A 25,586-nucleotide genomic window follows, 5' to 3' on the forward strand; every position below is an offset into this window, starting at 1 on the left:
CCCTCTTCATTAACCAACATAACCTGCTCAGAAATTGCCCTGAAACCAACTTTTCATTCTGGCAAGCATTCCTTTAAAACCATCCGAAATCACAGATTCACTGTGACCGGTACTCACTTGTTCATTTCCAAACAATAATAAGCCCACACCCGTGGCGTGGATTGGATTACGTACTACATCAACCAAACCACCAACATGCTGTGGTACACCCAGTCTTACAGGCAGATGAAACACTTCTTCTGCCAATTCAATCGCACCTTCCATTTTTGCACTGCCGCCGGTTAAGACGACACCTGCCGCCAGCATCTCTTCAAAACCGCTGCGGCGTAATTCAGCCTGCACAAGCATCAATAATTCTTCATAGCGTGGTTCCACCACTTCTGCCAGAGTTTGTCTGGCCAGTTGCCGTGGAGGTCTGTCACCGACACTTGGCACTTCAATGGTTTCATCTTCACGAGCCAATTGTGTTAAGGCACAGGCATATTTGATTTTGATCTCTTCGGCATACTGGGTTGGTGTTCGTAAAGCCACCGCAATATCATTGGTAACCTGATCGCCAGCAATTGGAATAACTGCGGTATGGCGAATGGCACCATCAATAAACACGGCAATATCTGTTGTTCCGCCACCGATATCTACTAAACACACACCTAACTCTTTTTCATCCTGTTCCAGTACTGAATAGCTCGATGCCATCTGCTCAAGAATGATGCCATCAACCACCAGTCCACAACGTTCGATACATTTGGTGATATTTTGTGCGGCGCTGACGGCACCGGTAATCAGATGCACTTTGGCTTCCAGACGAACGCCTGACATACCAATTGGCTCACGAATACCTTCCTGATTATCAATAATGTATTCCTGTGGCAGCACATGCAGTAATTGCTGATCGCCAGGGAAATGTACGGCACGAGCCGCATCCAACACCCGGTCCAAATCACCTTGGGTGACTTCTTTATCGCGAATAGCCACCGTGCCATGTGAGTTCAAGCTGCGGATATGACTACCGGCGATACCAGCAAATACAGAATGGATCTGACATCCAGCCATCAATTCAGCTTCTTCAATTGCGCGTTGAATGGATTGAACTGTTGATTCAATATTCACCACAACGCCTTTTTTCATGCCTCTGGCAGGATGTGAACCGATTCCGATAATTTCCAGCTTATTGTCGTTAGGACCAGCATCCAGAATCGGCGCTGCAACTATCGCAACAACTTTGGAAGTTCCGATATCCAATCCGACAATCAGTTCTCTTTCAATTCGTTTCGACATTACACAATTCCATTAAAAACAGGTTGCTTACCATCTTTCCAGACTACTGCGAGTCCGTTGGTATAGCGCATATCTACGGTTTCGATTTGTTCGCGATAGATTGCGAGCGGGCCTTGGAAAACCTGAATAAATCTTGCTAACCGCTGCTCACTGGCAGCCCGGCCAAGTAGCAGCTGCATATCATCTGTAAATTTAACTTGCCACGAACGACGCTCATCCATGGTCAGGCTTTTGACTCTTAAACCTAATGTTTCCACCGTCTGCTGAATCGTGACCATTTGTCTTGCCATCAACTCACTGTTGCCATCAGGCCCGAATAACTGAATGAGTCCTTCCGGCATTTTTCCCCCATCGGGATAAAAAACTTGCCCGCGTGTATTCACTAGTCCGTTTTCGTTCCAACGAGCGATTGCTTGATGCTCACTGACCATCAAGTGCAAGGTATCCGGCCAGACACGTCTCACTTGAATCTGGGCAACCCATGGCAAAGCTTCCCCTGCTTGCCGAATACCCGCCACATTTACATCAAGGAAACTGCCAGTGACGTATGGTGTCACTGCCTCGATCAACGCCTGTTTTTCCGTGTTAATCAATTCACCTTCAACCGTTACATGCATAATCGGCAAGGTGTCGGTATTGTTCAAATACACTGTGCCAAGAATTAACGTCAGCAATACCAACACGGTACTGATATTTCGCAGTCTGACCGACCAGTTAACTTGCTCGCGTGGTTTCACCGCACGGGTGCGGGTTGCTCCAGCAGTTGGGCGTTGTCTGATAGCCATCAGCGTTTAAGCTCCATACTGCCTTGTAGAATTTGTCCGACCAGATTTTCAAAGCTGATCCCAGCCTGACGCGCTGCCATCGGTACCAGACTGTGATCAGTCATGCCCGGGACACTGTTGGCTTCCAGCAGGTAAAATTCACCTTGTTGATCAGCCATAACATCAATGCGTCCCCAACCTTGCATATTAAGTGCATTAAATGCTTTTACCGCCAGTTCCTGACAACGCTTTTCATCTGCTTCTGTCAGACCGCAGGGGCAATGATATTCGGTTGAATTCGCGAGATATTTGGCTTCAAAATCGTAAAATTCTCTAGGAGTTTTTAAACGGATAACCGGCAAAGCCTCACCATTTAAAATGCTGATAGTGTATTCAGCTCCGTTAACCCATTGTTCAGCGATAACTTCGGCATCGTACTCAAATGCCAAATCAATCGCCTGTTGCAAAGCCTCTGAAGTATTTACTTTGCTCATGCCGATACTTGAACCTTCATTAACTGGCTTGATGACGATAGGCAGACTCAATTCTTCAACAATTTGCTGAGGAGTCGATTGACGAGTCAAACGCACATATTTAGGAGTTGGCAGACCCTGGCTTTGCCAAATCTGTTTACTGAGGCGTTTATTCATCGACAATACTGCACCAGTGATGCCGCTGCCGGTATAAGGGATTTGCAGTGACTGCAATACTCCCTGAATTTCACCATCCTCACCGCCCCGGCCATGCAAAATGATAAAAGCACGATCAAAACTGCCTTGCGTTAAACGCTCACTGACTGATTTATCAACATCAATTTCTACTGCATCGATTCCAAGTGACTGCATTGCTGCCAGCACTGCACGACCACTTTTCAACGAAATCTCACGTTCTGCAGATCTCCCGCCCATTAATACAGCGACCCGACCAAAGTTCTGCGGATTAAAAGTTAAGTTACTCATGCATGTTCTCCGATAATGTGGACTTCGGGCATCAGTCTTACCTTTGTTTCTGCTTCGACGCGCTCTCTCACCAACTCGATAAGCGCCTCAATATCAGCAGCGCTGGCGTTGCCTTCATTGACAATAAAGTTGGCATGTTTGGGTGACACACTGGCACCGCCTACCTGTAAACCTTTCAGGCCACATTGTTCAATCAATCGTCCAGCAAAATCACCTTCTGGATTACGAAACACCGAACCCGCACACGGCTGATTGGTTGGCTGACTGTCATTCCGTTTTTTCAATAATTGTTTTATCAACGCTGTTTCAGCATCGGCATCCCCCACTGGTAATTCCAGTGTGGCGGATACAAACCACTCGGTCTCGGGTAGCTCAACATGTCGATAGCTGACTTTAAAATCGCTCACCGGACGTTTTTTCAATTCACCCTGACGGGTGACTGTGGTGGCATCTTTAACCAGCTGCCAGGTTTCTGATCCATGAGCGCCTGCATTCATTGCCAAAGCACCGCCAAGAGTGCCGGGAATACCAGCCAGAAATGCAGCCCCACTCAAGCCATGCTTGGCTGTTTGCTTGGCTACTTTACTGCAGTAAACACCTACTTCGGCTGTAACTGTTTGGCCATCAATATCTAAAGCCTGCATGGTGCCTGCCATACTGATGACAGTGCCAGCATAACCACCATCACGAATTAACAAATTACTACCTAAGCCCAGCCATAACAGTGGTTCATTGGCAGGTAACTGACGTAAAAAATTGGCTAGATCATGTTTATCTTTTGGCCGATAAAAACGCTGAGCATTGCCACCAACACGCCATGAGGTGTGTTGTGAGAGTGGCTCATTGGTTTTCAATTCGCCTTGTAATTCGGTAAACATCATTACCATCAGCTTAGTCCTCCAAGTTGTTGATCCAACTCTTTGGCTATTGCACCGATATCACCGGCACCAAGCGTAAGTAATAAATCTTGATCTTGCAGTAAGCCTGGCAACACTGAAAACAGTGCTTGTTTATCTTCTGCAAACACCGGCTCAACTTGGCCTCGCAAGCGAATAGCACGGCATAAACTGCGGGCATCGGCCCCAGCAATTTTGTTCTCTCCCGCTGGATAAACCTCCAAAACAATTAATACATCAACGGTTGACAGTACGCGGGCAAAGTCTTCAAACAAATCACGGGTACGGGTATAACGATGTGGCTGAAATATCACCACTAGACGTCGATCTGGCCAACCGCCACGACTGGCAGCAATGGTGGCAGCAATCTCAGTTGGATGATGACCATAATCATCAACCAGCAACACTTGACCTTGTGCTGTCTGTTTCTCACCAAGAATATTGAATCGTCTGCCAACACCATCAAACTTCAACAGCGCTCGCTGGCACGCGCTAACATCAACTCCCAAATTACGTGCAACCGCTAAAGCCGCAGTGGCATTCAAGGCATTGTGTAATCCCGGCATATTTAAACGAATCTGATATTGCAAACCGCTTTGAGCTTCGTGAACGATAAACTCGCTTTGTCCTTGGAATTGCTTCAATTCACTGATGCGGAAATCAGCACGCTGATCCTGTCCATAAGTTGTAATCGGACGGGTCACTTCTGGCAAAATACTTTCCACCACATCATCATCAATGCATAACACGGCTAAACCATAGAATGGCAAGTGATGCAGAAACTCAATAAAGGTGGCTTTGAGCTTTTCAAAATCTCCTTCATACGTTGCCATATGGTCGTCATCAATATTCGTCACAATGGCGATCATTGGCTGCAGATATAAAAACGATGCATCGCTTTCATCCGCTTCAGCAACCAGATAACGTCCTGTACCCAGACGTGCATTTGAACCTGCACTATTCAAGCGACCACCGATAACAAAGGTTGGATCCAACTCGCCTTCACTTAACAATGCGGCCGTTAAACTTGTGGTAGTGGTTTTACCATGGGTTCCAGCAACGGCAATGCCATAACTGAAACGCATAAGTTCCGCCAACATTTCAGCACGAGGAACTACTGGTATACGATGTTCACGGGCAGCAACTACTTCAACATTGTCAGCGCTCACTGCGGTGGTAACGACCACCACATCAGCACCTTTTAGATATTCCGCATCATGACCAATCATGATCGTGGCACCCAATTGACGCAGATGTTGAATCAAACTGTTCTCATGCAAATCCGAACCACTGACCTTATAACCCAGATTCAGTAATACTTCGGCAATACCGCCCATTCCCACACCACCAATACCGATGAAATGGATATGTTTGACCCGACTTTGCATTGCTGAGGTTAATTTAGCCATGTGCATACTCCAGACAGATATCCGCGATCTGCGCTGCTGTTCCGGGTTTTGCGAGTGTTCTTGCTTGAATTGCCATGTTTTCTAACTGTTTTCGATGTTCTAATAGTGACTTTAACGTTGCTGCCAGATCATGTGCGTTTAAATCTGAATCCTTAATAAGCAGCGCCGCTCCAGCATCTTTTAATGCCTGAGCATTGTGCGTTTGATGATCATCAACAGCAAAAGGATAAGGAACAAAAATCGCGGCAACGCCTGTCGCGGCAACTTCAGCAACCGTTAATGCTCCGGCTCGGCAAATAACTAAATCTGCCTCAGCGTATGCCACTGCCATATCATCGATAAATTGCGTAACTTTTCCGGTTACTCCAGCGTGTTGATAAGCTTGCTGACAATCCGCCAGATGTTTTTCACCACATTGATGAATGACTTCGACCTGATGTTCTGTTTTGAGTAAAGCTAAAGCCTGTGGCACAACCTGATTCAAGCTTTTTGCGCCAAGGCTTCCGCCTAAAACCAACAGCTTGAATGGCGACAAAGTTCTTGCAGCGTAACGAACCTGAGGTTCTGGTAATTTTTCAATTTGTGCTCGAACTGGATTACCGACCCATTTGGTTTTTGCTGTCTGGGTAAAACTTTTTTCAAAGCCTTGTAAAACCTGTTTGGCAATTTTCGCCAGCAAACGATTGGTTAAACCGGCAATGGCATTTTGTTCGTGAATTAATAATGGTTTTCCTGACAACCATGCCGCCAGACCACCAGGGCCAGAAGCAAAACCGCCCAAGCCAATCACTACATCAGGTTGGAAACGTTTAATTACTTTTCTGGACTCAATTACAGCTCGCAGGATTCTAAATGGTGCCACCAACCAGCCCAACAGGCCGTTACCACGTAATCCTTTAATTGGAATCAAATTTAATTTGAATGCAGCAGCAGGTACCAGTCTGGATTCAATACCGCGCTCAGTACCAATCCACTCTACTTTTACTGAACGTGAGCGTAATTCTTCGGCTACTGCCAAAGCAGGAAAGACATGCCCACCAGTTCCACCAGCCATAATTAATACGCGAGTCATCGTTTGATCCTCGCGGAGGCTTTTTCAGGCTGACGGGTTTCCAAATCAACACGTAATAACAAACCTATTGCCACACAGACGATTACCAAACTACTGCCGCCATAACTCATTAATGGCAACGTTAAACCTTTAGTTGGTAATGCCCCCATATTCACGCCGATATTGACGCAGGCCTGCAATCCCAACCAGACAGCAATACCATAAGCAACTTGAGCACCGAATAATTGACCAGCTTCTTCCGCAGCACGTCCAATTGCCAGAGCACGCCAAATCATCACCAGAAATAATGCAATGACCGCTACAGCACCAATCAATCCCAATTCTTCTGCCAAAATGGAAAACAAAAAGTCAGTATGTGCTTCTGGTAAATAAAACAGTTTTTGCATACTGCTGCCCAGACCGACACCAAACCAATCTCCACGACCGAAAGCAATCAAGGCCTGTGTTAGCTGAAAACCACTACCAAACGGATCTGCCCATGGATCCATAAAGCTTTGCAGACGTTGTAAACGATATGGAGCAATCCAAACCAGCATGGCAAACAGTCCAGCGAGAATCCCCATTAAGCCAATAAACACATCCAGTCTTGCACCACCAAGGAACAACATAACCAAGACTGTCGATAGAATGACGACGATAGAGCCCATATCCGGCTGCATTAACAACAATACTGCTGCCACACTGAGGAGTAATAAGGGCGATAAGACTTTCAATAAAGAGGTATTAAGCTGACCATGATGACGTTGCAAATAATCAGCAACATAAATTATCGCGAATAATTTGATTAATTCTGCAACTTGGAGATTGACCGGCCCTAAAGGTAACCAACGAGAGCTACCATTCACTTCGCGGCCAATGCCTGGTATCAATACTAATACCAACAAACCTACCCCCACCATCAGTAACATCGGCGCCATTTGTTGCCAATGTGAAAGACGTATAGAGATCACACACCACGCAAAAAATAATCCCATCAATGCAAATGCCGCCTGACGGATAAAGAAATACAGCGGTTGACCAGTTTTATTTTCAGCAATTGTAATTGAGGCTGAACACACCATTATCAAACCAATTAGCAACAAGGCTAACGTTGACATTAAAAGCTTAGAATCAAAGTGGGCACTTACACGGCTCATGCCGTCAACTCCCTTACAGCTTGTTCAAACTGTTCGCCACGATCGACATAATTGCTGAACTGATCAAAACTCGCACAGGCTGGTGACAATAAAACCTGTTGGCCATTTTCTGCAGATGTAGCTGCCAGTTTTACGGCCGCTTTAATATCTCCAGCAAAATGTACTTTCACTGATTTCGGTACATGTCGGGCAATCTCTTCTGCAGACTGACCGATTAAAACCACGGTACTGACATATTCATTCAAGGTGGCTGCTAAAGGCTCAAATTTTTGACCTTTGCCAACACCACCAGCAATTAAAACCAACTTCCCACTATCAGCCAAGCCTTCAATTGCAGCGACACTTGCCCCAACATTGGTGGCTTTAGAATCGTTAAACCAACGTACTCCGTTGATCTCACGAACAAACCGGCAACGATGTGGCAAACCTTTAAATTCTCTTAATGCCTGCAGCATCGCATCCATCGGTAATCCCATTACCGAGCCAAGTGCCAGAGCAGCCAACGCATTTGCAACGTTATGTTTGCCAGCAATTTTCATTTCACTGACCAGCATTAATGGCGCATCACCTTCGGCTAACCAGAGATGTCCTCGTTGACTTAATACACCGAATTCATAACCTTGTGATTCATGCAGACTAAAGCCGAGCTGATTACGGCCAGCTATGGCCATTGATGACACAATCGGATCATCCCGGTTAATCACCATGACACCATTACCCTGATAAACCTTTTGTTTTGCTCGCTGGTAATCTTCTACCGAATCATAGCGATCCAGGTGATCAGGACTGACATTCAGAATAACTGAGGCAAAGGCATTCATTGACTTCACAGTTTCCATCTGGAAACTGGAGAGTTCCAGTACATAAAAATCTGGAGCCGGATCGGTCAGCAAATCCAAAGCTGGCGTGCCGAGATTGCCGCCTACCGCGACTTTTTTACCGGCCATTTGAGCCATCAGCCCTACCAGGGTGGTGACGGTACTTTTACCATTTGAACCAGTAATGGCAATAATTGGTGCATTTGCATGTCGTGCAAACAGTTCAATATCGCCCACGATTTCAATACCTGCAGCTGCAGCTTGTTGAATTTGTGGTAAGCGTGGGTCAACGCCTGGGCTCAATACAATACTATCTGCACGCATTAACCAATCAGCCGGGATACTGCCGGTTTTCACCACGACTTCAGGATAGTCCTTTTGTAACGCATTCAAACATGCCGGTTTATCATTGCTGTCAATGACAGCCACGGCATTGCCTTGTTGAACTAAAAATCGTGCGCAGGATAACCCGGTCTGACCTAAACCAATGATCAGGCTATAGTGCGAACTATGATGGTTTAATTCTGCTGTCATCGTATTTTCAACGTCGCTAAGCCGACCAGCACCAGGAAGACGGTGATGATCCAAAATCGAACAATAATGCGTGGCTCGGGCCAGCCTTTTAATTCATAGTGATGGTGTATCGGTGCCATCAAAAACACGCGCTTACCGCGTAATTTATAGGAGGCCACCTGAATCATTACTGAGAGCGTTTCAATTACAAATACCCCGCCCATAATCAGCAATACCAGTTCCTGACGTACCAAAACTGCTACTGTCCCCAGTGCTGCACCTAGTGCCAAAGCACCGACATCCCCCATAAAAACCTGAGCTGGATAAGTGTTGAACCAGAGGAATCCCAAGCCCGCTCCAACCATTGCCGCACAAAATACGGTTAATTCACCGGCACCAGGAATGTGTGGAATCTGCAGATAACGGGCAAACTCAAAGTGACCCGCCACATAACTGAACAAACCTAATGCGGCGGCAACCATTACAGTTGGCATGATGGCTAAGCCATCCAGTCCATCCGTCAGATTCACAGCATTACTGCTGCCAACAATGACCAGGTAGACCACCAGCAAATACCAAGCGCCCAGAGGAATCACGATTTCTTTAAAAAACGGTACGATTAACTGTGTTTCAGCCGGTGTTTGAGTGGTCATATACAAAAATATCGCAGCGCCCAAGCCCACCACGGATTGCCAGAAATATTTATAGCGGCTCAATAAGCCTTTAGGATCCTGTCTGACCAGTTTGATGTAATCATCAACAAATCCAATCAAACCAAACAGTAAAGTAACCAGTAACACGACCCATACATAACGGTTTGCCAGATCAGCCCATAACAATGTGCTGACCGCAATGGCAACCAGAATTAATGAACCACCCATAGTTGGGGTTCCGGTTTTGCTGAAATGCGATTCCGGACCGTCATTTCTGACTACTTGGCCAATCTGTCTGAAACTCAAATGACGAATCATCGTTGGACCAACAACCAACGCGATCCCCAAAGCAGTCATAACCCCTAATATGGCGCGTAAAGTCAGGTATTGGAAAACATTAAAGCCGGTGTGATACTGGCTTAAATACTCACTGAGCATTAATAGCATCAGGCATCTCCTCCAACTGCGAGCACATCCGCCAGCTGATCCAGCTTCATAAAGCGAGAGCCTTTGATTAAGCAAGCCACATCACTGTTCAATGTTTGCTTTAATTCGGCTTCTAACGCGGTCTTGTCGGTGAAATGCTGTGCATTTTCACCAAATGCTATGGCAGCCAGCTCACTTTGTTGGCCAACAGTTAATAATTTCTTTATTCCTGCCGCTTTGGCATCCCGTCCTAGTTGTTGATGTATCGAAGCGCTTTCCGGACCTAATTCACCGAAATCCCCTAAAACTAACCAATGCTCACCTGGAAACTGCATCAAGGTTTGTAAAGCCTGACGGAATGATCCGGGATTAGCGTTATAGGTGTCGTCAATAATTAGGGCATTATTTACTGCCTGACGCAGTTGCAAGCGATGTGGCACAGATTTAATTGCTGCCAACCCTTTCACAATTGCTTCAGGGTCAATTTTCAATGCAAAGCAAATCGCAATTGCAGCCAATGCATTACTGACGTTATGAATTCCTGGTAAGGGAAGACTTATAAAATGACAAACGCCATCCAGTCGGACCATAAAATGGCTGCCGGTTATCGAAAGTTGTAAATCCAAGGCAGTAATATCGGCAGGTTGCTGCAGACCAAAACGAATCTGCTGGCGTGCACCGAGAATGTGTTCCCACAACTCACCGTATGGCATATCAGCATTGATAATGCCTACACCATCTGCTTTAAGGCCTGCATAAATTTCGCCTTTTGCTTCTGCAACACCTTGTAATGATCCAAACCCTTCAAGATGTGCCTCACCAACGTTATTAATTACTGCAATATCTGGTTCGGCCATGGCAACCAGAGATGCAATTTCACCTGAATGGTTGGCACCCATTTCGATTACAGCAAAATCATAATTATCATTTAAACGCGTCAGAGTCAGAGGTACGCCCAACGCATTGTTCAAATTACCTTTAGTCGCTAACACCTTGCCACATTGTGACAAGATCGAAGCAATCATCTCCTTGAGTGTTGTTTTACCGTTGCTACCAGTTACTGCAACCACTTTTGCATGACTTTTCTGCCGCCAGAATCTGGCGATTTGGCCATAAGCGCGGGTAACATCTTCAACGACAAGCTGCGGCAACTCACTAGGAACATATCGATTCACCAGGGCAGCACAAGCACCTGCTTGATAAGCCTGTTCAATAAATTCATGGCCATCGCTATTCACACCAGACAATGCGACAAACAGATCACCGTTTTCAATCTGACGGCTATCAATTTTACTGCCCGTCATCATGGCATCATTGCCACGCAACTCTGTGCTGAGTAGTTGAGCGATCTCAGTCAGGGTTATATTCGTCATAGCATAACCCTTGTGACTGAGTGGCGTTTTTGTATGGCTTTCATAGCTATCTCGTAATCATTAAATGGTTTTTTGACGCCAGAGATTTCTTGATAATGCTCATGGCCTTTGCCAGCAATCAGCACCATATCTTCAAGTGCAGCATCATTAACGGCGTATTCAATCGCCCGTTGTCTGTCTGCTTCGATATGCACATCAATATTGCTTTGGATACCTGCCAAAATATGTTCGATTATGCTGGAGCTGCTTTCATTACGCGGGTTGTCGTCAGTAAGCACTACCTTATCTGCAAGTTCACTGGCGATTTGCCCCATTAATGGACGTTTTCCGTTATCACGATCACCACCACAACCAAATACACACCAAAGTTTGGAACGTGTATCTATATGCTGACGCATACCCTGCAATGCTTTCGCGAGAGCATCCGGAGTGTGAGCAAAGTCAATCACAACCGCGGGTTGTAAATTGCTCGCTAACATTTGCATGCGACCGTTGACACTAATTAAATGATTCAGGCTTTGAGCAATGTCATCTGTTGACCAGTTAAGCAACGATAGAACTGCAGCCGTTGCCAATATATTTTCAACATTAAACTTGCCAAGTAATCGGCTTTGAATCGTTAAATTCTGCTGAGTAATCTGTAAATCAAATTGCAAACCAGTGCTGGCAGTACGAATATTAGAGGCAACAAGATCAGCCTGAGAATCCTTACAGCTATAGCGAACAGTGTTGATTTGCTTCGCAGCCAGTAATGGAATCAATGATTGGCCAAACGCATCATCGGCATTCACAACAGCGGCTCGCAATGAATCAAAATCAAATAAACGTTGTTTTGCCGCAGCGTAGTCCGCCATGCTCTGATGATAATCAAGGTGATCACGACTTAAATTAGTCAATACTGCATAGTCAATATCGACAAAATTCAATCTTCCCTGCTCTAAGGCATGGGACGACGCCTCGACAGTCACATATTGAATTCCACTATCACGCATTTCTGCCAATAACGCTTGTAAACGCACAGGATCCGGCGTTGTCATACCGTTATATTGCATGTCGGTTAACCGTCCACTGCCTAGCGTGCCGATCACTCCACACGCTTGTCCTGCATTTTCCAGTGCCTGAGCGATAAATTGAGTCACCGAGGTTTTGCCATTAGTGCCTGTCACGGCAATGATGATCATCACTGCTGATGGATAGTTATAAAACGCCGCAGCAAGACGCGAAGTTTTATCCTTAAGATTTGCGACGGCCACCAACTCAATGGGTGTAGCTGCCAGTTGTTGTAACAATTCCGGTTCTAATGGTAATTCAGCTGAGTAGCAAACTGCAGCAACATTGGCCGTAATTGCTTGTTTGATATGTTGTAACCGTTCTTGTGGATTGGCTGCTAAGGCAATAAACAAATCCCCTGACTTGAGCTGACGGCTATCAAGACTCATACCTGTTATCAAACAAGTTGAGCTGGTGTCACTCTCAACCAGATGCATTAAATCAATCAGACGCATTTGATAATTCATTGATGCGCCACCTGTAATTGCGTTTGCGGCAAAGCATCAGGTGCAATATTTAATAACCGCATCGCACCAACCATGACATCAGCAAATACCGGCGCAGCTACTGCGCCACCGTAATATTCTTCTCCGGTAGGGTTATCAATGACTACCACCATCGCAAGTCGCGGATTGCTGGCTGGAATTAAACCGGCAAATAACGACAGATATTCGCTTTCGGTATACCCACCTGCCATAGCTTTTTTTACGGTACCGGTTTTAGCGGCAACACTGTAATTAGGCACTGCAGCTCGTTGTGCTGTACCGCCAGGCAATACCACCAACTCCATCATTCCGCGAACCGTTTCCATCAAATCTTTGGAAAATACTCGACGACCTTTTGGCGTTTTATCCTGTTTAATAAAGGTGACATCGCGCATGATGCCGCCATTGCCAATAATCGTATACGCCCTGGCAAGTTGTAATGTATTAGTGGCCAAGCCATAACCATAAGCCAGCGTGGCACGATCCAGAGTTCGCCATGACCGTGGATCAGGTAAACGTCCCATCGCTTCGCCGGGGAAATAAGCACCACTGTCGACGCCCATACCAAAACTGGCAAAATCTTCCCAGAGTTGCATCGGTTCTATTTCCAGGGCAATTTTGCTGGCAGCCACGTTACTGGATTTTTGAATAGATGTGGCGAGATCAATAATGCCGTAATCACGAAAATCACGAATATTATGGCCACTAACGCGCATGGTACCTGGATGGGTATTAATCATCGTGGTGAGATCAAATTTGCCTGACTTCAAACCACTGACTACCGTAAATGGCTTGACAGTTGAGCCTGGTTCAAACAAATCGGTAACGGCACGATTACGTAAGTCAGTTGAGCTCACGCCATATCGATTATTCGGATTAAATGCGGGCTGATTGACCATTGCCAATACTTCGCCAGTCTGTACATCCAGAATAACGGCAGAACCAGATTGTGCCCCATGTTTTTCAACTGCATTTTTAAGTGCGTTGTAACTTAGATATTGCAGACGAAGATCAATGCTCAGCTGAATATTTTCACCTGCTTTCGCCGCACGAATCGGATCACCACCACCTACAAAATTACCTTTACTGTCACGCACCATACGACGCAGTCCAGGCACGCCAGTTAAGAGGGGTTCATAGGTTAACTCGAGACCTTCCTGACCAATATCATCAACATTAGTAAAGCCCACAACATGGGCAGCGACTTCACCGGTTGGGTAATATCGTTTGTATTCCCGCTGTAGTGCCACACCACCAATATTTAACTGTTTAACCTGCTCTGAAATTTCAGGTGTTACCCGACGTTTAAGATAGAGAAATTCACGATTGGGATTTTGATAAATCCGTTCACGGACATTTCTTGCATCAATACCCAGAATGGATGCTAATTTTGTCAATTGTGGATGTTCAGGATCGGTTGCCTGTGGATTCAACCATACCGAATGCACCGGTGTGCTGATGGCCAGAGGTTCACCATGTCGATCCAGAATCATGCCCCGATGTGCGACGATGGGCACATTACGCAAATGGCGCGCATCGCCTTGATTACGTAAAAAATCAGGGTTTAATACCTGAATATCCACCAACCGCCACAATAAACCCAAACCAATCAGAATAAACGACAGTCTGACCAGATTCAGCCGCCAGCTGCCGGTTTGTTGATAACCGCGTTGTTGACGGCGACTCATGGTTTAACCACCACGGTTTGCTCGTTGCTAGGCACTTGCATATTCAAACGGGTACGAGACTGCAGCTCTACTCGGGCGGGGCTTGCCCATGTACTCTGTTCAAGCAATAACTTGCCCCACTCTTCATTCAATTGGTCACGTCTGTTATCCAATTGTTGTAATGCCACAAACTCGCTGCGGCCGGCATGTTTGGTATATACCACCGCAACGGAAGAAATCAGCACCAATAGCGTCATAATCAATACTGGGAAGTCGATACGTACATGCTCAAAAAAAGTTGGCCAACTCATGCCAATTTCTCCACCACACGTAACACCGCGCTGCGTGCACGGACGTTGACAGCTAACTCGGCATCATCCGCTTTGACTGCTTTGCCGATAATGCGTAAGCGCGGGTTTAACTGATCAGCTGTAACCGGAAAATGGGCTGGTAAATTATCGCCTTTGGCTTGATCACGGAAAAAACGTTTTACGATGCGATCTTCCAGCGAATGAAAACTGATAACGACCAGTCTGCCACCTACCGCCAGTACTTCCAGAGCTTGTTCCAGAGCACTGGTTAACTCTTCTAACTCACTGTTGATAAATATACGAATTGCTTGAAAAGTCCGGGTGGCCGGATGCTTGAATTTATCCCGCGTGGGGCTGGCTTTATCTACCAAATCCGCTAATTGTTTAGTAGTAGTAATCGGAGTGTGTTCGCGGGTTTCCACAATAGCTGAAGCAATACGTTTACCGTAACGTTCTTCACCTAATGTCTTAATCACTGTAGCGATTTCATTCATTTCGGCACTGGCAAGCCATTGCGCCGCACTCATGCCTGAAGTCGGATCCATTCGCATATCTAAAGGACCATCATGCTGAAAACTAAAGCCGCGCTCGGCTTCATCCAGCTGCGGGGAAGACACACCAATATCCATCAAGATTCCATTCACTTTGCCCTGCCAGAGTCGTGAATGGATAACGGTTGATAATTCTGAGAAAGCACAATGTTCAATGGAAAAACGGTTGTCAGTTGCAGCTAATGCCTGACCGACTTCAACAGCAGCAGGATCACGATCCAGACCCAATAAACGGCCATTTTCGGAAAGTTGTTCTAACATTGCCCGGGAGTGTCCACCACGACCGAAAGTCGCATCTACATAAATACCATCTGGCTGAATAAACAGGGCCTCGACAGTCTCTTTCAAAAGGACCGGTTGATGTGTAGGGAGTTGGTTCGTCATGACTCCGCCCTATATCGACAGCGTTTCGAGTTCGGCGGGCATTATTGCGTCAAAGTCTTCTTGAAGACATGCGTCCATCAATGTATTCCAGCTTTGTTCATCCCACAGCTCAAACTTATTTCCTTGCCCAATCATTACTATATTTTTATCTAAACCTGCGAACTCACGAAGCTTAGCCGGCAACAAAATGCGGCCATTGCTATCCATCTCACATTCGGTGGCATAGCCCAGCAACATACGTTTCAAACGACGAACTTGAGGATTCAAACTTGGTAGCGCAGATAATTTTTGCTCAACAGTTTCCCATTCTGGCAGTGGGTAAACCTGTAAACAGTGGTCGGAGTGGTCAATTGTGATCACTAATCGGCCCTCGCAGCAGACATCAAGATGCTTACGGAACTTGGCTGGAATGGCCATCCGTCCTTTTGCATCCAGATTGAAAGTTGCTACGCCTCGAAACACCGTTAGTCCTCAAATTGAAAGATCCACAAAGATCCACTTTTCCCCACTTTCCGACACTATAGGAGGGCGACATAACGAAGTCAAGCACGAAAATTAAGCAAATCCTCTTTTTACGACAAGGACTTAGCGCATTTTCATTAAAGTGGGGGAAAAGTGGATCAAGGCAAAAATGAGGACTTATTTCTTATCAAAAAACTGGCATCGGAAGTTAAAGTAGATTCTAGAATAATGATTGGATTTGGACTGACTGAAAAAAATTTAGCCGGGTAAAAACAAAAAAAGTTTGAGATGGCCGATAAGCCGGGTTCTGTCGTGGACAATCATTCATCTGGGACAGATGTCACCATCTGCCTCAAGCAACCTACCCGGGAACCATGCGGGCCGCATGTCATGCCGAAGCATTTGTTCCTCTATTTGGTCTTGCTCCTGGTGGGGTTTACCATGCCACTTCTGTTACCAGAAGCGCGGTGCGCTCTTACCGCACCCTTTCACCCTTACCTGAAAATACATTCAGGCGGTTTACTCTCTGTTGCACTGGCCGTGGACTTGCGTCCCCCAGGTGTTACCTGGCACCTTACCCTATGGAGCCCGGACTTTCCTCACTATGAATCCTTGCGGACATCAAGCGCGATTGTCTGGCCATCTCAGTGAGCTATTTTACCGGAGCAGCTTTATTTTTGCTGAAGTTTCAACGCCATGTCATAGGCTTGGTTTTTCTTGATACCAAGAATAGACGCCGTAATACTTGCCGCCTGCTTCAAAGGTACTTCCTGTAACAGGATCTGCAATACACGGGCCTGCTCTGCTTCATCACTGTCCACTACGGTTGATTGACCTTCAATAAGTAAAACGATCTCGCCTTTTTGATGATTCGGATCATTGATGACAATCTCAACCAGCTCTGCCAAGGGCAGAGTGACAATCGTTTCAAACATTTTTGTCAGTTCGCGAGCCAGACACGCCTTCCGCTCGCCACCAAACACCGCAAGCATATCTTGCAAACTGGCTACCATTCGTTTGGGGCTTTCATAAAAAATCAAGGTACGTGGCTCATTCGCTAGTTTTTCTAACACTTGTCGGCGTGCAGTAGATTTAGGCGGTAGAAACCCTTCAAAGGCAAAGCGTTCAGCGGATAATCCGGAAGCTGACAATGCCGCAATAACTGCACAAGCACCGGGAATCGGGATCACTTTTATTCCCTGTTCACGCGCCATATTGACCAGGCGAAAACCCGGATCGCTTATTAATGGTGTACCTGCATCTGAAATCAAGGCAATGGATTCACCGGCAGCAATACGAGCTAACAATAATTCACTGCGCTGTTGTTCATTATGTTCGTGCAGTGAAATGGTTGAAGTTTCAATACCATGATGCTGTAACAAATATTTGCTGTGGCGTGTGTCTTCAGCGGCAATCAAATCGACTGAAGATAAAACTTCAATAGCGCGCGCTGAAATATCCGCCAGATTTCCGATTGGCGTGGCAACAATATAAAGTGCGGCTGTAGCGTCGTTCACGGCTGGTATCCTGAAAAGAAATATTGATTCTGGTCGTAATATACGCGAACAGGTAAGATGATGCCTTCTCCGAACTAAATTTGATGTAGCTTATGACGCAACGATTTTCCGCCCTGCTTATCTTGTTAGCCCTCCTGACATTATCGGCCTGTCAGCCAATTTCAATGGATACGAAACCTTCAGGTCCTGATATGACGACCTTGATATCTGATGCTGAAAAACAAGGCGACTACGCTGTGGCAGCTGAAGATTATCTGTCCAAAGCGGCTGATTCTGAAGGTGCGCTGAAAGCGGCATTTCAATATCGTGCAGCATTAATGCATTATGAGTTGGGTGAGTTTGCTGAAGCAGAAGCCTTGCTCGCTGAAACCAATTTGCAACAACTAACCTCACGTGAACAATTAACAGCCCACTTATTACGCGCCGATATTGCTGTATTAAATCTCGATGGACAAAGCGCTTTACAACATCTGGATAACATTGATTTTGCTTCGGCCAATGCTGCCCAGCAAAAACGTATTCTGGAATTACGAATCACCGCTTACGATCTGACTGAAAACTGGTTGGAAAAAGCTTTGGCTCATATCCAACTTGATAAGCTGCTGCCGGAAACTGATCGTGAAAACAATCATGTCGCACTTTGGCAGACGTTAATGAAAATGACGCCTCAGGCATTGGATTTATATAATCCTGGTCAGCCTCCTGCCGAAGACAGTGGCTGGTTTGCTCTGGCCTATGCGGTAAAGGCTTATGAAAATAATCCTGAAGCAATGGAAGTCGCCATTGAAGATTGGGAATTTAGTTATCCCAACCATCCGGCCAATGTCGATCAATTGAAAAAAACAGTTAAGGCTCCTGTCCGTCTTCCAGATCAATTGGATTTGATTGGCATATTGTTGCCTGATTCTGGCCCCGCAGCAAATGCTGCACAGGCTATCCGTCAGGGAATTATCGCAGCGCATTTTAATGCTCGTTCGAATGTTCGCCTGCAATTTTATGATGTTCGTCCCGGCAACACACCAGATTCAAATAATGTCATCGCGCAATACGACAAAGCCGTTGCCGATGGTGCGAATATTGTCATCGGACCACTAGATAAACTTTCGGTGGAAATACTGGCCGCCTATGAGTCTTTATCTATCCCAGTGTTAGCACTTAATCGTGTCAGCCAAAATGTCGAAAATACTAATTTCTTCCAGTTTGCTTTAGCCCCTGAAGATGATGCCCGAAGCCAAGCAGATTACGCCAAAAAACTGGGCTATAAACGGGCAATCGTATTAAGTCCTCGTAGTGAATGGGGTGACCGTGTGGTCGCTGCATTTTCAGATGAATGGCAGGCGTCAGGTGGACAACTGGTGACCCGGGCAAAATATGATGAAGCAGAAAATGACTATTCGCATATTTTGACGCCAATTTTAGGTGTGGATAGCAGTAATCAGCGTTATCAGAACCTGCGCCGTACGTTGGGACAATCGTTGGAGTTTGAGCCTCGCAGACGTCAGGATGTGGACTTCCTGTTTATGGTGGGCAGACCATTAAAAGCCCGTCAGTTAGTCACGCAATTACGTTTCCATCGTTCTGGACAATTACCTATTCTTGCTACCTCTCATGCATATGGTGGTGAGGCAAATGCTCAGCAGGATATTGATCTGAATGGTTTGATTTTTACCGATATCCCGTGGATGTTTACAGAACAGTCGGAACAGGATCCTGCATATGCAGCCGTTCGCCGCCAAGCCAGTGGTGATGTAGGTTCATTTATGCGTTTGGCTGCGTTAGGTGTTGATGCCTATCGTATGATTCCTTTCCTGACAGCCATGAGTAGCTCTGAAGATGAAAAATATCAGGGAGCAACTGGAGAATTGACGATTAATGAGCAAGGTCAGATTGAACGTTTGATGCCAATCGCCACTATCCGTAACGGCTTGATTGAACCGCTGCAAAGAGATTAAAGCGAATGGCAGAACATCTCCAGTCTGGTAAACAGGCGGAGCAATTGGCATGTGATTATTTACAACGCCAAGGTTTAAAGCTGATTCAGCGTAATTTTCACTGTCGTCGTGGTGAAATTGACGTGATCATGCAGGATGGACAAACACTGGTTTTTGTTGAAGTTCGGTATCGACGAAATGACTCACATGGTGGCGCGCTGGAAAGTATTACAAGTTTTAAACAATCACGTATCATCACCACAGCCCAACACTATTTAATGCAATCCGGATGGTCCCACAATTGTCGCTTTGATGTCATCGCTATCACTGCCGGCACAGCAGATAAAATTGTGTGGATTCGGGATGCTTTTCAACTAAACTAAGTCACAGTTTTATCTGCACACATTCAACGAGGAACAAATCCATGTACCAAATTAGACTGGTTTTTATGTTACTGATACCGATTATGCTGCTGCAAGCCTGCGCCGCTGTCGTGGTCGGTGGTGCTGCAACCACTGCAGCGGTAGCTTATGACCGCCGAACAGCTGGAGCAGTTTTAGACGATCAATCTATCGAAGCAAAAGCCAAATATGCCATTTTTCAGGACAAAGATATTCACAGCCAAAGCAACATTAATGTAACGAGTTACAATGGATTTGTCTTGTTGTCCGGCGAGACGCCCAATGAAGCGCTTAAACAAAAAGCCGAAAATTTGGTTAAAGATATTCCGAAAGTACGTAAAGTATTTAACGAATTAGCTATTTCAGGCCCAAGCGCATTAACGTCACGCAGCAGTGATAGCTGGATCACCACCAAGGTGAAAGCCAAGATGACTAAAGATGAAAATGTTGATCCCTTATTTATAAAAGTCGTGACCGAACGTGGAACGGTCTATTTGATGGGTAAAGTTACTCGCCCTGAAGCAGATAAAGCTGTCGCGGTTACTCGTTCAACCAAAGGCGTTTTACGAGTAGTGAAAATTTTTGAATATATAGATTAATTATCTAAGCTCAATCGAAAGCCCCTCTCGCAGGGGCTTTTTTTTAAAAAGGTTTCACCACAGCCAGAATCATCACGGCAATCAAAATTAATACCGGCATTTCGTTAAACCAACGGTAAAACACGTGACTACGTTGATTGTTATCCGCAGCAAATTGTTTGAGCATGCGACCACACATACCGTGATAGACAAACAGTAACAACACCAGAGTTAGTTTGGCATGTAACCAGTACATGGCTTTTAGTTGTTCCAGTGGGTAATAACTCATTAGCCAAATACCTAATATCAAGGCAATAACAGCACTTGGCGTCATGATGCCCCGGTATAATTTTCGCTCCATAATTTTAAAACGCTCGTTACCAGCCTGGTCATCACACATTGCGTGATAGACAAACAACCTTGGCAGATAAAACAAAGCGGCAAACCATGTGACCACTGCCATTAAATGAAACGCTTTTACCCATAACATCTGCAATGACTCCTTATTTGAAATAGTGATAGTATCAGCCTTATATAAACAGGAGATCACCGATGTCCGATGAACGCCGATATTTCAGCCGGATTCCTTTTGCTGCCGACGCACATGTCATTGCACCACATGGTGATGTGTACTTGAACTGTCGGGTTATTGATGTCTCGCTCAACGGTTTGCTGATAGCGCGACCCGACAATTGGTCTGGCCAGCTAGCGGATATTTTTAATGTGGATCTGTTGCTGGATGGGGCTCAGATTGTTATCAAAATGCAGGCTGAAGTTGCACATATGGATACACAAAGTATTGGTTTTCACTGCCAACTGATTGACCTCGACAGCATTACCCACTTGAAAAGACTGGTTGAACTCAACCTTGCCGACGAAGGCTTGTTGCATCGGGAATTATCCGCTCTGCTGGACATGCCGGATAACTAGACACGCCTTTATCACTGCCAGCCTTCTTTAAGCGCCTCAATAGCCTGTTGTAAATGATGGACCGCTATCACTTTCAAACCTGAAACAGGTTTACGCGGTGCATTAGCTGCAGGCACCAACGCCACTTTGAAACCATGTTTACCCGCATCCCGTATCCGTTCTTCCCCTGCCTGAACCGGGCGAATTTCACCGGTTAAACCGACCTCTCCGAACACCACCCAATCCTGCGGAATAGCTTTATTGCGCAAACTGGAAATAACGGCTGTTAAAACAGCCAGATCGGCTCCGGTCTCACTGAGTTTAACGCCACCCACTACGTTGATAAAAACATCCTGATCATGACAGGTAATACCACCATGTCGGTGCAAAATAGCAAGTAACATCGCCAGACGGTTTTGTTCCAAACCTACTGAGACACGCCTTGGATTGCCCAGTGGACTTTCATCGACCAGCGCTTGCACTTCCACCAGCATCGGGCGACTGCCTTCGCGAATCACCGTAATCATACTGCCAGGTACGGCATGCTCTCCTCGAGATAAAAAGATGGCGGATGGATTACTGACTTCTTTCAATCCAAGTTCAGTCATCGCAAATACGCCCAACTCATTGACCGCGCCAAAGCGGTTTTTGACTGCGCGTAAAATACGAAACCGTGTTGAGCTGTCGCCTTCAAAATACAACACAGTATCAACCATATGTTCCAAAACACGTGGACCAGCTAAGGCGCCTTGCTTGGTGACATGGCCGACCAGAATCATGGTGATACCGCTGGATTTAGCAAATCTGACTAATTGCGCTGCACTTTCACGCACCTGCGCTACCGTACCGGGTGCTGATTGCAATAACTCAGTAAATACCGTTTGAATCGAATCAATGACCATGACCTGTGGTTGGCGTTGCTGGGCAATCGCCATCATCTGTTCAGCATGGGTTTCTGCAAGTAGGTCCACTGGCGTTTCCTGCAATTGCAAACGCTCAGCACGCAGACGGATTTGCTGCAGGGATTCTTCACCGCTGATATAAAGCGGATTAATACCGCTTAATTCCGCCATACTGGCCATGGCTTGCAACAGTAAAGTCGACTTACCAATACCGGGATCACCGCCTATCAACACTACAGAACCAGTAACAAGTCCTCCACCAAGCACGCGGTCCAATTCCGGCAATCCGGTTGACCAGCGAACAGCTTGTTCGGAGGTAATAGTTTTTAATGCCTGAACTGTATTTTGTTGCTGGCCGGCATAACCAGTGTGTTTATTCATTGTGGCAGATGGTTTAACACTGCTTTGCACCGATTCTTCAAGGCTGTTCCATGCCCCACAGTCTGTACAACGACCAGCCCATTGCGGTGTCTGAGCACCACATTCACGGCAGACATAAACCCGTTTTGCTTTAGCCATGCAGATACTCCCTGTTCACACGCGGTGTCACACAGCATAATAATTCGTAAGGAATGGTTCCGGCTTTTTCGGCTAACCATTCAACTGGTAACGCATCGGTTCCCCAAATAACTACCTCGTCCTCTAATTGTGCTTGTGGACAAGCATCCAGATTGACACATACTGTATCCATGGAAACGCGACCTATAACCGGAACTTCTTTGCCACGAATAATGACTTTGCCAGTATTGGATAAATGGCGACTATAACCGTCACCATAACCAATGCTGACCACGCCCATACGCATTGATTGGTCTGCAGTCCACTGGCCACCATAACCAACTTCATCTCCAGCTTTTAACTGTTGAGTAGCAATCAGTTTCGAGACCAGTTGCATCACCGGCTTCAATCCCAGTTGAGCGCCTGTTTTATCAGCAAATGGCGAAGCGCCATACAGCATCAGGCCGGGTCTTACCCATTGATAATGAGATTGCGGCAAACTGATAATCGCTGCTGAGTTAGCCATACAAACTGGTAAACCCGTGGTTTCTGCAAGTCTTTGCATAACCATTATCTGTTGTTGGTTTCTCGTATCATTCAGTAAATCAGAGTTAGCAAAATGACTCATCAAACCAATCTCGTCGACCAGATCTGTACGTCCTGTAAATTGATCAATGATCTGTCGGATAGGCTGTTCCGCAAGCCCCAACCTATGCATACCGGTTTCCAGCATCAGCCAGATAAACGGCAACGGTTTATAGAGTTTCGCTTTTAATAAATAATCGAGATGTTGTTGCTGATGCAATACCGGTGTTAAATCATATTCCGCAGCCAACTGCCATTCTTCAATTGTGCTGACACCTTCGAAAATGGTTATCGGCTGCTTAAAACCATGTTGTCTGAGGATTAACGCTTCTTTTAATCTTGCTACTGCAAAAGCATCGGTCTGCTCTAATGCTTTGGCGATTTCAATTACACCATGGCCATAGGCATCGGCTTTGATCACCGACATTATTTTACTGTGCGGAGCGTAATAGCGTACTTGCTGCAGATTATGTTGAAGTGCTGTCAGATTGATTCGGGCAAACGGATAGCGGCTCACGAGTCATTATCACCGTAATCTTGTTGGTAATACGCAGGAGCAAAGTTTTCAAAACGGGTATATTTGCCCTGAAAGGTTAGCGCGACAGTGCCGATGGGACCATTACGTTGTTTACTGATAATGATTTCAGCTTTGCCTTTTTCTGCAGAATCTTCGTTATAAACTTCATCACGATAGATGAATACAATGATATCGGCATCCTGCTCAATCGCACCGGACTCACGCAGATCCGACATTACCGGGCGCTTGTTCGGACGTTGTTCAAGTGAACGATTCAACTGAGACAAAGCAATAACTGGAACATTCAGTTCCTTAGCAAGCGCTTTTAATGATCGGGAGATTTCAGAAATCTCATTAGTACGATTTTCAGCCTGCCGTCCATTGGAACTGCCGCTCATCAATTGCAGATAATCGATAATGATCAGGCTCAAACCATGTTCACGTTTTAGCCGTCTTGCCCGTGCTCTAAGTTCTGATGGGGTTAAGCCGCCAGTATCATCAATAAATAATGGTGCTTCGTTTAATAATGCAATGGCCGAAGTCAGTCTGGGCCAGTCATCATCATTCAGTCGGCCGGTTCGTAATCGATGCTGATCTATACGGCCCAATGAGGACAACATCCGCATCGCTAATGAGTCGGCAGGCATCTCCATACTGAATACCGCAACCGGTTGTTTGCTATGGATAGCTGCATTTTCAGCAATATTCATCGCAAAGGTAGTTTTACCCATCGACGGTCGGCCAGCGATAATAATTAAATCCGCAGGTTGTAGCCCGGAAGTTTGATCATCAAAATCAATAAAACCAGTTGGCAGACCGGTAATACCACTGTCCTGTTCAAACAGCGTATCGATTTTATCGACCACTTTGCTCAGGACATCTTTGACCTGAATAAAACCGCCACCACGTTTTGCGCCTTTTTCAGCGATTTCAAAAACACGTCGCTCAGCAGTGTCGAGCATTTCTTCGCTATTTCGGCCTTCTGGCGTAAAAGCCATATTGGCAATGTTATTACCAATCTGAATCAGCTGACGCAAAATTGATCGTTCGCGAACGATCGCTGCATACGCTTTGATATTAGCTGCACTGGGAGTATTGCGCGCAAGGGCGCCGAGATAGGCAAGTTCGCCAACTTTATCGAGTTCACCACGTTGATTATGCCATTCGGCCAGCGTGATAACGTCTACGGGATTGGCTTGCTCCATTAATTCCGCAATGCCACGGAAAATAAGCTGATGGTCGTGGCGGTAGAAATCCTGCTCAACCAATAGATCAGAAACCTGTTCCCACGCACTGTTATCAAGCATCAATCCGCCTAAGACAGATTGTTCAGCTTCTACTGAATGTGGTGGTACCTTCAGGGCCTGAGTCGCGCTGTCTTGATAGCTTTCTGGATAAGTTATCTGTTCCACAGCAATTGTCCAAGCTGGTTAAACAAGCATTTGATTCAATATAACTGAATCACAAAATAGCAGAGGCACAGAATGTTCCATGCCCCTGCTGTTCAATTTTCTTACTGTTGTTCTTGTGCTTTTGCGATC

Annotated in this window: 24 protein-coding genes and 1 other RNA gene; 4 read left to right on the forward strand and 21 right to left on the reverse strand. The window is 45.9% G+C overall.

What is annotated here, in order from left to right; genetic code table 11:
* Window positions 1–27: 27 nt before the first annotated feature.
* From ftsA to rsmI, 17 genes are all read right to left on the reverse strand, one after another.
* Window positions 28–1,278, reverse strand: coding sequence for a cell division protein FtsA (ftsA, locus tag E8Q33_RS01730; protein WP_069295744.1), 1,251 nt, complete (start codon window positions 1,276–1,278; stop codon window positions 28–30).
* Entirely contained in the window at window positions 1,278–2,063 is a 786-nt protein-coding gene (locus E8Q33_RS01735; protein WP_136552382.1) for a cell division protein FtsQ/DivIB, read from the reverse strand. The genes ftsA and E8Q33_RS01735 overlap by 1 nt, the downstream gene beginning before the upstream one ends.
* Window positions 2,063–3,001: a D-alanine--D-alanine ligase gene (locus E8Q33_RS01740; protein ID WP_136552384.1), complete on the reverse strand. Its 939-nt coding sequence runs from the start codon at window positions 2,999–3,001 to the stop codon at window positions 2,063–2,065. The genes E8Q33_RS01735 and E8Q33_RS01740 overlap by 1 nt, the downstream gene beginning before the upstream one ends.
* Window positions 2,998–3,888 (reverse strand): UDP-N-acetylmuramate dehydrogenase, encoded by an 891-nt coding sequence (murB, locus tag E8Q33_RS01745; protein ID WP_136552386.1) that lies wholly within the window; start codon window positions 3,886–3,888, stop codon window positions 2,998–3,000. Before murB ends, E8Q33_RS01740 begins: the two co-directional genes overlap by 4 nt.
* On the reverse strand, window positions 3,888–5,306 hold the full coding sequence (murC, locus tag E8Q33_RS01750) for a UDP-N-acetylmuramate--L-alanine ligase (protein ID WP_136552388.1): 1,419 nt from the start codon (window positions 5,304–5,306) through the stop codon (window positions 3,888–3,890). Before murC ends, murB begins: the two co-directional genes overlap by 1 nt.
* Window positions 5,299–6,378: an undecaprenyldiphospho-muramoylpentapeptide beta-N-acetylglucosaminyltransferase gene (gene murG, locus E8Q33_RS01755; RefSeq protein ID WP_136552390.1), complete on the reverse strand. Its 1,080-nt coding sequence runs from the start codon at window positions 6,376–6,378 to the stop codon at window positions 5,299–5,301. Before murG ends, murC begins: the two co-directional genes overlap by 8 nt.
* Window positions 6,375–7,514 (reverse strand): putative lipid II flippase FtsW, encoded by a 1,140-nt coding sequence (gene ftsW / locus E8Q33_RS01760; protein WP_069295739.1) that lies wholly within the window; start codon window positions 7,512–7,514, stop codon window positions 6,375–6,377. Before ftsW ends, murG begins: the two co-directional genes overlap by 4 nt.
* A complete protein-coding gene (murD, locus tag E8Q33_RS01765) occupies window positions 7,511–8,866 on the reverse strand; it encodes a UDP-N-acetylmuramoyl-L-alanine--D-glutamate ligase (protein WP_136552392.1) in 1,356 nt (451 codons plus the stop codon). Before murD ends, ftsW begins: the two co-directional genes overlap by 4 nt.
* Window positions 8,863–9,945, reverse strand: a complete 1,083-nt coding sequence (mraY, locus tag E8Q33_RS01770; RefSeq protein ID WP_069295737.1) for a phospho-N-acetylmuramoyl-pentapeptide-transferase — start codon at window positions 9,943–9,945, stop codon at window positions 8,863–8,865. The genes murD and mraY overlap by 4 nt, the downstream gene beginning before the upstream one ends.
* Window positions 9,945–11,297 carry a UDP-N-acetylmuramoyl-tripeptide--D-alanyl-D-alanine ligase gene (gene murF, locus E8Q33_RS01775; RefSeq protein WP_136552394.1) on the reverse strand — a complete coding sequence of 451 codons (1,353 nt, stop codon included), beginning with the start codon at window positions 11,295–11,297 and terminating at the stop codon, window positions 9,945–9,947. Before murF ends, mraY begins: the two co-directional genes overlap by 1 nt.
* Complete coding sequence (locus tag E8Q33_RS01780; protein ID WP_136552396.1) at window positions 11,294–12,814, reverse strand: UDP-N-acetylmuramoyl-L-alanyl-D-glutamate--2,6-diaminopimelate ligase; 1,521 nt, start codon at window positions 12,812–12,814, stop codon at window positions 11,294–11,296. Before E8Q33_RS01780 ends, murF begins: the two co-directional genes overlap by 4 nt.
* Window positions 12,811–14,520: a penicillin-binding protein 2 gene (locus tag E8Q33_RS01785; protein WP_136552398.1), complete on the reverse strand. Its 1,710-nt coding sequence runs from the start codon at window positions 14,518–14,520 to the stop codon at window positions 12,811–12,813. The genes E8Q33_RS01780 and E8Q33_RS01785 overlap by 4 nt, the downstream gene beginning before the upstream one ends.
* Window positions 14,517–14,810: a cell division protein FtsL gene (gene ftsL / locus E8Q33_RS01790; protein ID WP_069295735.1), complete on the reverse strand. Its 294-nt coding sequence runs from the start codon at window positions 14,808–14,810 to the stop codon at window positions 14,517–14,519. The genes E8Q33_RS01785 and ftsL overlap by 4 nt, the downstream gene beginning before the upstream one ends.
* Window positions 14,807–15,745, reverse strand: coding sequence for a 16S rRNA (cytosine(1402)-N(4))-methyltransferase RsmH (gene rsmH, locus E8Q33_RS01795; RefSeq protein WP_136552400.1), 939 nt, complete (start codon window positions 15,743–15,745; stop codon window positions 14,807–14,809). The genes ftsL and rsmH overlap by 4 nt, the downstream gene beginning before the upstream one ends.
* Before the next feature lie 9 nt (window positions 15,746–15,754).
* On the reverse strand, window positions 15,755–16,207 hold the full coding sequence (mraZ, locus tag E8Q33_RS01800) for a division/cell wall cluster transcriptional repressor MraZ (protein ID WP_136552402.1): 453 nt from the start codon (window positions 16,205–16,207) through the stop codon (window positions 15,755–15,757).
* 280 nt (window positions 16,208–16,487) lie between these two features.
* Window positions 16,488–16,854, reverse strand: an RNA gene (gene rnpB, locus E8Q33_RS01805) — RNase P RNA component class A.
* 24 nt (window positions 16,855–16,878) lie between these two features.
* The gene (rsmI, locus tag E8Q33_RS01810; RefSeq protein WP_136552404.1) at window positions 16,879–17,724 is read right to left on the reverse strand and encodes a 16S rRNA (cytidine(1402)-2'-O)-methyltransferase; all 846 of its coding nucleotides are present in this window, start codon (window positions 17,722–17,724) and stop codon (window positions 16,879–16,881) included.
* A gap of 191 nt (window positions 17,725–17,915) precedes the next feature.
* Here rsmI and E8Q33_RS01815 point away from each other — a divergent pair, with 191 nt between their 5' ends.
* Genes E8Q33_RS01815 through E8Q33_RS01825 form a run of 3 tightly spaced genes read left to right on the forward strand, consistent with a single transcriptional unit; the run spans window position 17,916 to window position 20,655 of the window.
* On the forward strand, window positions 17,916–19,676 hold the full coding sequence (locus E8Q33_RS01815) for a penicillin-binding protein activator (RefSeq protein ID WP_245652153.1): 1,761 nt from the start codon (window positions 17,916–17,918) through the stop codon (window positions 19,674–19,676).
* 5 nt (window positions 19,677–19,681) lie between these two features.
* On the forward strand, window positions 19,682–20,038 hold the full coding sequence (locus tag E8Q33_RS01820) for a YraN family protein (protein ID WP_069296743.1): 357 nt from the start codon (window positions 19,682–19,684) through the stop codon (window positions 20,036–20,038).
* A gap of 41 nt (window positions 20,039–20,079) precedes the next feature.
* Window positions 20,080–20,655 carry a BON domain-containing protein gene (locus tag E8Q33_RS01825; RefSeq protein WP_136552406.1) on the forward strand — a complete coding sequence of 192 codons (576 nt, stop codon included), beginning with the start codon at window positions 20,080–20,082 and terminating at the stop codon, window positions 20,653–20,655.
* Window positions 20,656–20,698: 43 nt separating this feature from the next.
* On the opposite strand, the gene hemJ is transcribed toward E8Q33_RS01825, so the two are convergent.
* The gene (gene hemJ / locus E8Q33_RS01830) at window positions 20,699–21,130 is read right to left on the reverse strand and encodes a protoporphyrinogen oxidase HemJ (RefSeq protein ID WP_305792027.1); all 432 of its coding nucleotides are present in this window, start codon (window positions 21,128–21,130) and stop codon (window positions 20,699–20,701) included.
* 56 nt (window positions 21,131–21,186) lie between these two features.
* Here hemJ and E8Q33_RS01835 point away from each other — a divergent pair, with 56 nt between their 5' ends.
* Window positions 21,187–21,564, forward strand: coding sequence for a PilZ domain-containing protein (locus E8Q33_RS01835; RefSeq protein WP_069296740.1), 378 nt, complete (start codon window positions 21,187–21,189; stop codon window positions 21,562–21,564).
* 11 nt (window positions 21,565–21,575) lie between these two features.
* Here E8Q33_RS01835 and radA read toward each other — a convergent pair whose 3' ends face one another.
* The 3 genes from radA to dnaB are packed head-to-tail and all read right to left on the reverse strand — an operon-like array spanning window position 21,576 to window position 25,457.
* Window positions 21,576–22,964 carry a DNA repair protein RadA gene (radA, locus tag E8Q33_RS01840; RefSeq protein ID WP_136552408.1) on the reverse strand — a complete coding sequence of 463 codons (1,389 nt, stop codon included), beginning with the start codon at window positions 22,962–22,964 and terminating at the stop codon, window positions 21,576–21,578.
* Entirely contained in the window at window positions 22,957–24,045 is a 1,089-nt protein-coding gene (gene alr, locus E8Q33_RS01845; RefSeq protein ID WP_136552410.1) for an alanine racemase, read from the reverse strand. Before alr ends, radA begins: the two co-directional genes overlap by 8 nt.
* Window positions 24,042–25,457, reverse strand: a complete 1,416-nt coding sequence (gene dnaB / locus E8Q33_RS01850; protein ID WP_069296737.1) for a replicative DNA helicase — start codon at window positions 25,455–25,457, stop codon at window positions 24,042–24,044. The genes alr and dnaB overlap by 4 nt, the downstream gene beginning before the upstream one ends.
* Between the last annotated feature and the right edge of the window lie 129 nt (window positions 25,458–25,586).

The organism is Methylophaga sp. SB9B (assembly GCF_004832235.1).
GTDB classification, from domain to species: Bacteria; Pseudomonadota; Gammaproteobacteria; order Nitrosococcales; family Methylophagaceae; genus Methylophaga; species Methylophaga muralis.